9 protein-coding genes and 1 pseudogene are annotated in these 7,949 nt (G+C 35.3%); 3 read left to right on the forward strand and 7 right to left on the reverse strand.

All coding sequences use genetic code 11. The features are described from left to right. A partial coding sequence (locus tag ACIQYG_RS26980) for a tubby C-terminal domain-like protein (RefSeq protein ID WP_483878391.1) occupies positions 1 to 144 on the forward strand: 144 nt, incomplete at its 5' end. A 544-nt stretch (positions 145 to 688) separates the two neighbouring features. Here the strand turns inward: ACIQYG_RS26980 and ACIQYG_RS26590 are convergent. The 3 genes from ACIQYG_RS26590 to ACIQYG_RS26600 all read right to left on the reverse strand — a co-directional run bounded on the left by ACIQYG_RS26590 (position 689) and on the right by ACIQYG_RS26600 (position 2,510). Beyond that, positions 689 to 1,228 carry a hypothetical protein gene (locus ACIQYG_RS26590; protein WP_402844505.1) on the reverse strand — a complete coding sequence of 180 codons (540 nt, stop codon included), beginning with the start codon at positions 1,226 to 1,228 and terminating at the stop codon, positions 689 to 691. A 170-nt stretch (positions 1,229 to 1,398) separates the two neighbouring features. Beyond that, complete coding sequence (locus ACIQYG_RS26595; protein ID WP_402844507.1) at positions 1,399 to 1,548, reverse strand: hypothetical protein; 150 nt, start codon at positions 1,546 to 1,548, stop codon at positions 1,399 to 1,401. Positions 1,549 to 1,649: 101 nt separating this feature from the next. After that, the gene (locus ACIQYG_RS26600; RefSeq protein ID WP_402844510.1) at positions 1,650 to 2,510 is read right to left on the reverse strand and encodes an oxidoreductase; all 861 of its coding nucleotides are present in this window, start codon (positions 2,508 to 2,510) and stop codon (positions 1,650 to 1,652) included. Between the two features lie 127 nt (positions 2,511 to 2,637). Between ACIQYG_RS26600 and ACIQYG_RS26605 the strand changes: the two genes are divergently transcribed. Further along, positions 2,638 to 3,126, forward strand: a complete 489-nt coding sequence (locus tag ACIQYG_RS26605; protein WP_017154437.1) for a MarR family winged helix-turn-helix transcriptional regulator — start codon at positions 2,638 to 2,640, stop codon at positions 3,124 to 3,126. A 20-nt stretch (positions 3,127 to 3,146) separates the two neighbouring features. Here the strand turns inward: ACIQYG_RS26605 and ACIQYG_RS26610 are convergent, their stop codons facing one another. Then, entirely contained in the window at positions 3,147 to 4,040 is an 894-nt protein-coding gene (locus ACIQYG_RS26610; protein ID WP_402844515.1) for an NAD-dependent epimerase/dehydratase family protein, read from the reverse strand. Between the two features lie 286 nt (positions 4,041 to 4,326). Between ACIQYG_RS26610 and ACIQYG_RS26615 the strand changes: the two are divergent. Further along, positions 4,327 to 5,757, forward strand: a pseudogene (locus ACIQYG_RS26615) (IS4 family transposase). Between the two features lie 303 nt (positions 5,758 to 6,060). Here the strand turns inward: ACIQYG_RS26615 and ACIQYG_RS26620 are convergent. The 3 genes from ACIQYG_RS26620 to ACIQYG_RS26630 all read right to left on the reverse strand — a co-directional run bounded on the left by ACIQYG_RS26620 (position 6,061) and on the right by ACIQYG_RS26630 (position 7,762). Further along, positions 6,061 to 6,237, reverse strand: a complete 177-nt coding sequence (locus ACIQYG_RS26620) for a hypothetical protein (protein ID WP_402844518.1) — start codon at positions 6,235 to 6,237, stop codon at positions 6,061 to 6,063. 562 nt (positions 6,238 to 6,799) lie between these two features. Continuing rightward, entirely contained in the window at positions 6,800 to 7,219 is a 420-nt protein-coding gene (locus ACIQYG_RS26625; protein WP_402844521.1) for a helix-turn-helix domain-containing protein, read from the reverse strand. Between the two features lie 240 nt (positions 7,220 to 7,459). After that, a complete protein-coding gene (locus ACIQYG_RS26630; protein ID WP_402844524.1) occupies positions 7,460 to 7,762 on the reverse strand; it encodes a hypothetical protein in 303 nt (100 codons plus the stop codon). Between the last annotated feature and the right edge of the window lie 187 nt (positions 7,763 to 7,949).

A 7,949-nucleotide genomic window follows, 5' to 3' on the forward strand; every position in this document is an offset into this window, starting at 1 on the left:
CATCAAGGTAGAGAAGTAGCAAGATGGAAAATGAAAACTACTGAATGGTCCAAGACATATTTAGAAATTGAAGAGGAATGCCCTATACAAGAGCCCGAATTTTTCATTTGTCTTTTTCAAGCCATTTTCTATGTTGGCGACTAAAATTTCAAGTTATTTATACCCATTCAAAATTGTGAAGTAATGTACTTAAACTAACGGGTGCGTTAGTTTAAGAAGAATTAAGTGATTTTATGAGTGATTTCAGATTTTAGTTATTCAATTAAAGGGCGCGATTGCTGAACAATGAGCAGTCGCTTTTTTACTAGTCTGATCCGAATAGTCTTATAAATAATTGGATGTAAATAATTAAGAAACCCAGCTAATCTTCTCATGTGAAGGTAGCTGGGTTTTAAAGTTGTATGTGCAAAATAGCACTTAAAAAAGGTGCAAAATAAATCCTAAAGTGACATATGTAAATATAAGCGTGCAAAAAAATTCCCTAAAACGTTCATTTTAGGGAGAAATAGCGTTAGAAGAATGCAGCTTTACAATATCAAGAATATCTAATATTAAAAACCCAATTTCTCAATGTTATAAATGAGAATTTACTTCAAAATCTCGCCCCTTAAATAAGAAAGTATAAAGGGAAGCTAACACTTAAACATTTATAAATAAAAATAGTCATTTTAAAGAATGTTGTGATAAATTAGTCCTCGAATTTTATGAAATCATCATAATTATGTCGGATAAAATCACATATTCTCTTAATAGTAAAAGGAGCAGTTTTGTTAAATTTGATATGCAGAGGATTAATCGATGCATAAAGCTCTATACTATTGTCAAGGTCCTTACGAGTAACAGCGAATTCTTCTAGAGTGTTAGGACAATTATGTCTTTTGAGAACTACTTCTGTTTCTTCTAAAAGTAGGTACATAGATTCGTCCTTAAAATACTGTAATCCAGCTTTGATTGCTGACCAAATTTTAGGTTGGGCCATAAAATAGGCACTCCACCAATAGAACTCCGCCAGAGATTCACTTGCATGATCATAATATACATGAAATACAAACAACGCTTTCTGTCCAGTGGTTAGCTCTTTATAAAAAAGTTCTTTTGAAATGGGGCTATTCTCTGGTTGTTTAGCCATTCTTTTTTTATATTCCAGAATCAACGGTTTAAAACAAGCATTTAGCAAGGCTTCATCAGCTAAGGAATCAAACTCTTGTTTTTTTATCTGAACTATCATCAATTATCACTCCTTAAATCAATATACGGTAATTAGAAAAAGAATCAGGTGTAGTATATACAATACTTTACAGTCCTTTTTAATAAAGAAGATTCAACATTTTTCTTAACTTACGTTTCCGTGTTTTGTTGTTAGGAACCCTTATTCTTAAGAAGTAATAGTATAGATATTTAAAATAAAAATTTCGAAGCCTCAGCTGTAAACGGTACTAATTCTTCCACAAGACCATTACGGATCTTATCTGCCCAAGCTGGATCTACCAGTAAAGCGCGTCCTATAGCTACTAAATCGAATTCTTCTCGATCAAGCCTCTCGATCAAGCCATCAATATTGACATTTTGGGCTCCTTTGCCTTCTGCAAAAAAACTAATAAACTCTGTATCAAGACCGATAGACCCAACCGTAATCGTCGGTTTACCCGTCAGTTTCTTTGTCCAACCTGCAAGATTGAGAGGTGACCTTCAAATTCAGGTTCCCAGAAACGACGGGTTGAACAATGGAAAATATCGACTCCAGCATCTACTAAAGGAAATAGAAATTGAGCCAATTGCTCAGGAGTTTCGACCAATTTAGCCGAAAATGGTCTTCTTTTCCATTGTGAATATCGGAATATAATAGGAAAGTCCGGTCCTACGGCACGCCGGCACGCCTGAATAATCTCAACAGCAAAACGTGTACGATCAATAAAGTTACCACCGTAATGATCGTTGCGTTGATTGGTTTTCTCCCAAAAGAATTGGTCAATTAAATAACCGTGTGCCCCGTGGAGTTCAATTCCGTCGAAACCAAGCCTCTTAGCATCCGCCGCCGCCTGAGCAAACGCCTCCACCACTGCATCGATTTCTCGGTATGTCATAGGCTCATTTACTATAAGGCCTTCATCAGTTAGTCCCGATGGGCCAATCGGTAAGGATTCTGGATTTGGCGGCTTACCAATACTACGCTGTGTACCAACATGCCAAAGCTGCGGTATAATCCGACCACCTGCTTCATGCACTGACTTCACAATCTTTGCCCATCCGTTTAATGCTTTGTCACCATGAAAATGGGGGACGTTAGGATTTGATGATGCAGCCGGGTGATTAATCACCGTGCCCTCGGTTACGATCAGCCCTACGCCATTTTCTGCTCGGCGCCTGTAGTAATTTAGAACATCATCACCTGGAACCCCGCCTGGTGAAAATGCTCGTGTCATTGGTGCCATGACAATACGGTTAGATAGTTTCATATTGCCTAACGTAAAAGGTTGAAACAATGATTGAACAGAGTGAGCCTGATTCATAAATACCTCCTAATGGCTTAGTTTATAGAAAATAAAGTATTAAATGTTGCATTTCATGATTTCTTGACAAAATAATTAATTTAGTAAACAATTTATTGTTATAATAAAGTGATGGAGGTAGAATTGGATGAGTACAGACAATAACAATCTAGATATTAATATCGATAACATAACAAAAGAACTTGCTCTCGCATTCGGACAGTTGAGACGTGTTGGGCATGTATTCAATCCCTCTAATGGTCTCAGACAGAGCGAATTAAACTTGCTTGTTTACCTGACCTATCTATGTCCACCAGGCACAACTGGCATCAAAGTTTCTGATTTAAGTAAACAGCTGAAAATCACCTCAGCAGCTGTGACACACGTCATTCAATCACTTGAAAAAAACGGGTATATTACACGCACGATGGATCCCAGTGATCGACGCTCTATTCTTCTATCGGCCACCAAAGACGGACACGATTTTGTTGAAGCAAGAGAGAAAGAGCTGTTTGAACGTTTTCATCATTTGAGCGAACATCTAGGTGCTGATGATGCGCAACAACTCATACGGATTTTAACTAAATCTATAAGATTCCTTAGCACTTACCAAAATAGTGATGAAGTAAAACCATAGTCCGATTACAGACTATGGTTTTATTTAGGGTTAACTTGGTAAGACCCCTCTTCGATCTCTTTGAGAATCGAGTTAGCATTGGGTCTCCATTGTAATTGTTGTTCTGCTCGTAATCCAGATATTCTTTGATTAATACTGGACCCCCAAGCAGCAGGTCCAATTGCTTTTACTGCTTCTTCATAACTCCAAGATTCTATTTTATCTACACCTGCTATTTTTCCAACAGATGTCATAAGCTCTTTGGTCGTAATTAATTCACTGGAAGTTGCATTAAATAGCGAACCAGGTTTTGCCTGCGAATAAGCGCATACATAAAGTCTTGCCAAATCATCGATATCAATTGTTGACCACGCGTTTTGTCCATCATTAATATATTTTGCAGATTGAGATAGCCTCGCTCTTTTAATAGTTGCTTGAATTAACCCGCCTCCACGTCCGTAAACTAGAGTTGGTCGGATTACGATAGTACGGATATTACGTAGAGCAGCTGCCAGCACTTTTTGTTCCTGATCCACTTTCCAATGCAAAAAAGGTAAGGGATTCAAATTTGAGTCTTCATCAACAACATTCTGAAAAGTATCGTTATAGATTAAGGTTCCACTTGTATAAATGAATGGTTTACCAGTACCTTCTAAACCTTCTAACATTGTATTAACTGAGGATACGTCAAGCATTTCCATATCCGGGGTATGCGATATTGCCGTATGAACTACTCCGTTGGCTTTCTTTACACTTTCCTCTAGCAAAGATAGATCCGCAAGACTGCCTATAATCGGGGAGATTCCCATTTTAGCAAACTGCACGGCTTTCCCTTGTGATCTTACGAGTCCAGAAACCTGATACCCTTGAGATAGAAAATGTTGAGCTACTACTGATCCGATATACCCTGTAATTCCTGTAATAAATACTTTCACGACAAACCCTCCTTTGAATATATTTAATTTACTAACTAAATTATTATATATATTATTTAGTAATTTTATTTTATTGTCAATACTTGGGTAAAAATTAAAAATAAAAACTGATTTCCCTTATCGTAAGAGAAATCAGTTTTCATTTTTCAATTATTGTCTTAGCGTGGGTTTTATGTCAAAATGTTGGCGGTACCCCATCGCCATCAAGCTAAGGTGAATTTGTATCATCATAACGAAAAAAACGCTATTCTTTTTGTAGAAATATACAGGAAGGATGGCGTTTTCTATGAGTTTTTCTGTTTCAGACGAAATGAATCTCTTTTCTCAAGAGCTTCAAAACTACTTTTCTCCGTCTTCTCTACAACAATTAGCTAAAGAAGTTGGTTTTGTTCAACGTACAAGTAAATATCAAGCACAAGAATTAATTCCTTTATGTGTATGGCTTAGTCAACAGGTCGCGAGTACACCACTCACACAATTTTGTAGCCGTCTCGAAGCATCAACAGGTGTCCTCATGAGCCCCGAAGGGCTTAATCAACGATTTAATGGTTCAGCCGTACAGTTTCTTCAACAAGTTCTAGCTAATCTTCTAACTCATAGAATTCATTCAACACAAGAAATACTTCATCCATACTCCACGACTTTTAAACGTATTCGGATCCTAGATTCTACAACATTTCAACTTCCAGATAAGTTTGCTTCACATTATCAAGGTTCTGGCGGAAGTAGCCATACCGCAGGTGTTAAAATCCAACTTTAATATGACTTATTGAGTGGGAAGTTCCTCCACGTTTATGTAGGAGAAGGGAGAGAAAATGATAAAACCTTCGGTTCCACGAGTCTACTAACCATTCAACCGAAAGACTTATACATAAGGGATTTAGGGTATTTCGACTTACACGACTTACAGAAAATGAATGATGAAGGTGCTTACTATGTCTCACGTTTGAAGTTGAATTCTCGTATATATCGTAAGAATGATGAACCAGAGTTTTTTCGAAATGGGACTGTGAAGAAAGGTACTCTCTTTATTCAGTTAGACACGGAAGAGCCTATGAATCAATTACAACCTGGTCAAACATTGGAAATTTCAGAAGCATACATTGGGCAGTATCAAAAACTACCCGCCCGAGTGATTGTTCATCGACTAACTGAGGTACAAACAGAGAAAAGATTGAAAGAACAAGCAAAAAAAGAAAAGAAGAAGGGCATTACCTATAGAGACCGAAGCAAACGATTAAGTGGAATGAACGTATATATTACAAATCTTTCTTTAGAAGACGTTCCAACGGAACATATTCATGAACTGTATTCGTTACGTTGGCAGATTGAAATTCTATTTAAGACATGGAAATCTTTCTTTCAAATTGACAAGTGCAAAGAGATTAAGAGGGAACGCTTAGAGTGTCACTTGTATGGGCAACTTATTAGCATTTTACTCTGTTCATCTACGATGTTTAGAATGCGTCAGTTACTTTTAGATAAGAAAAAGAAGGAGTTAAGTGAATATAAATCCATCTATATAATAAAAGACTATTATTTATTGTTTTATCAAGGATTACAAAAGGAAGCCAAAGAATTATCAAAAATCTTTCTACGTTTGTTTCACCTTTTGGAGAAAAACGGACGGAAATGTCATCGTTATAACAAGAAAACGGTCTTTGATATCTTAGGTATTGTGTATGATTGTACGTCACAAAAACTTAAAGCTGCCTAATATTTTTTTTAAAAACCTATTTGATGGTTTTTTTGTCATGCGCATTTTTAGTGTTACCATAGCAAATTAAAGAGAACACACTTTTATATTAACTCTTGTGCGCTTAGCTTGATGGGCATGTGGCGGTACCCCATTATGTTGCATTACATAGTTGAAGAAGTGCCATTTATCGCTTTTACGCAACACAATTTACCTGAAATACTAAAAAATTAATGCAACACAACTCTTAGCGTACGTTTACCGAGTTTTGCTGTCTGGACTCCAAGTACAATATTTCACAAAAAGAGCCTGTTGTTCACAATATTAAATAATTTTATAATATTCCATCATAATTCCACCTATAAAAATCATGAATAAAAAAATTGAAGTGATTATACAAAGGTTTTTAATTTTCTTTGTTTTAACAACCAGAAAAAGTGCTATAAACAGTAAAGTCATAATGGCACTTACTGCTGTTAATAAATAAACTAATTTTTCCAAGATACACATCCTAACCTTTTTCATTACTTCATTCCTATTTTTCATTATTTGCTGACAGTATATACGCCAGATATGTAAATTTTATATTTATGCGTGAACAAATAAAGGATTATACATATTAGTCCTTCTAATATGTATGATCCTTTTTAGGTTGGTATCCCATTCGATAACTTCAAAAATCCCCCCTCTTTCCTAATAAACCTGCCTCGTTAGTTTGCATAAAGAAAGAGCTGCCTTAAAGACCCCTCTGATTTCAGCTAAACGAACTCGTTTAGTTGAATAAACTTTAATGAGTTAGATAAAATAAAAACAAACCCTTATATAAAAGGGTCTGTTAAAGCTTGGTTCCTATAGGAGTGTTTATGTAAACTAAATATGAATATGATATACATAGTGATTTGTAGTCTTAAGAATTCGTCTTTTTTACAAACACCCCTAGGATTAGGCATGCTGCACAAATAACTAAAATAGCAAATTGGCTCAAAATTCCACCTCAAATCATTCCTTCAAACTTTAAAAGGACAAACATATGCTTTAAACAACAGGTTTTTTGCTTAAAACTCTACTGCTCGTTAAAATCTTTCTTTACATTCCAAAATATCTTTTTTAAGTCTTCATAAAACGCCATTGTCAAAAATCCCAAAATGGTAATAACGATAGAATAGGAGCCTAAGTCAATGAAAAGGCTAAAACATACGAATATAATACCTATATCGAAGCCAGGACCTGTAAGATCATTCTCCTTTTTTTTATCCTCCTCAATATTTATTTTTTTTTGAAATGTACGATCATTTTTAATCAGTGCATCTAATGTAATCTCATATAGTTCGCTTAACTTTGTAAGATTGTCAATATCAGGATATCCCTTATTGTTCTCCCACTTATAAACTGCCTGTCTAGATACATTCATTTCTTGAGCTAGTTCTTCTCTAGACATGTTCTTTTGTACTCTTAACTTTTGCAACTGTTCTCTCAGTTCCATATACCCCTACCTCTCAGTACCACTTTATAACAATTATGGAAAAACATCTATAAACACTTAGTAATAGTTTACATAAAGAAAATCATAGGTAGTACACTAGTTATTTAAGGTATTGAGCATTTCCGTAATTGTCTTTGTTATTTTAGTATGACTTTTTTACTATTGTGTTTTCATACAAAAAAGGCTGCCTCAGCAACCTTCCTTATTGAAGTAAAGCACCTGTTAGTTTAACAACTAAACTTAATTTTTTTTCTCTTTTTCGAAATAGAAACCTGTCCCATTTTCTTGTGGAACAAACCCTCGTTGAGCTGACATATTTTCTACCATTTCTTGCTCTTCTACTGTTATAACCGTGTAAACATCTTTTCCTTCAGCTAACATACCTTCTCTACGTTCTTGTTCCTCTCTAGTAACATGTTTGTATGTATCTGTTTGTTTTGAAGAAACTTCCGATGCTTCTGTCTTTTGCAAGTCTTTCGTAAAACCGATTGATACTGCTAAAACTCCTGCAAAACCAAGGGTTAAAACTAATTTCCCTTTCATATAAAAACCTCCCAATAATTTCTAACTCATCCAATAACATATTTTACCACAACTAAACCTATGTTCCTTTAAAAATTATTTCTTCAACTAAACTCCCTCTATAAACATTGATGTATCAACGATTTGCACCACTCGGTGTATTAGGGAAATTATTTTTTTATTCTACTTTTAAACAGAGTATTGAAAT

It is taken from the genome of Peribacillus sp. NPDC096622 (assembly GCF_044762665.1).
Taxonomy (GTDB): domain Bacteria; phylum Bacillota; class Bacilli; order Bacillales; family DSM-1321; genus Peribacillus; species Peribacillus frigoritolerans_B.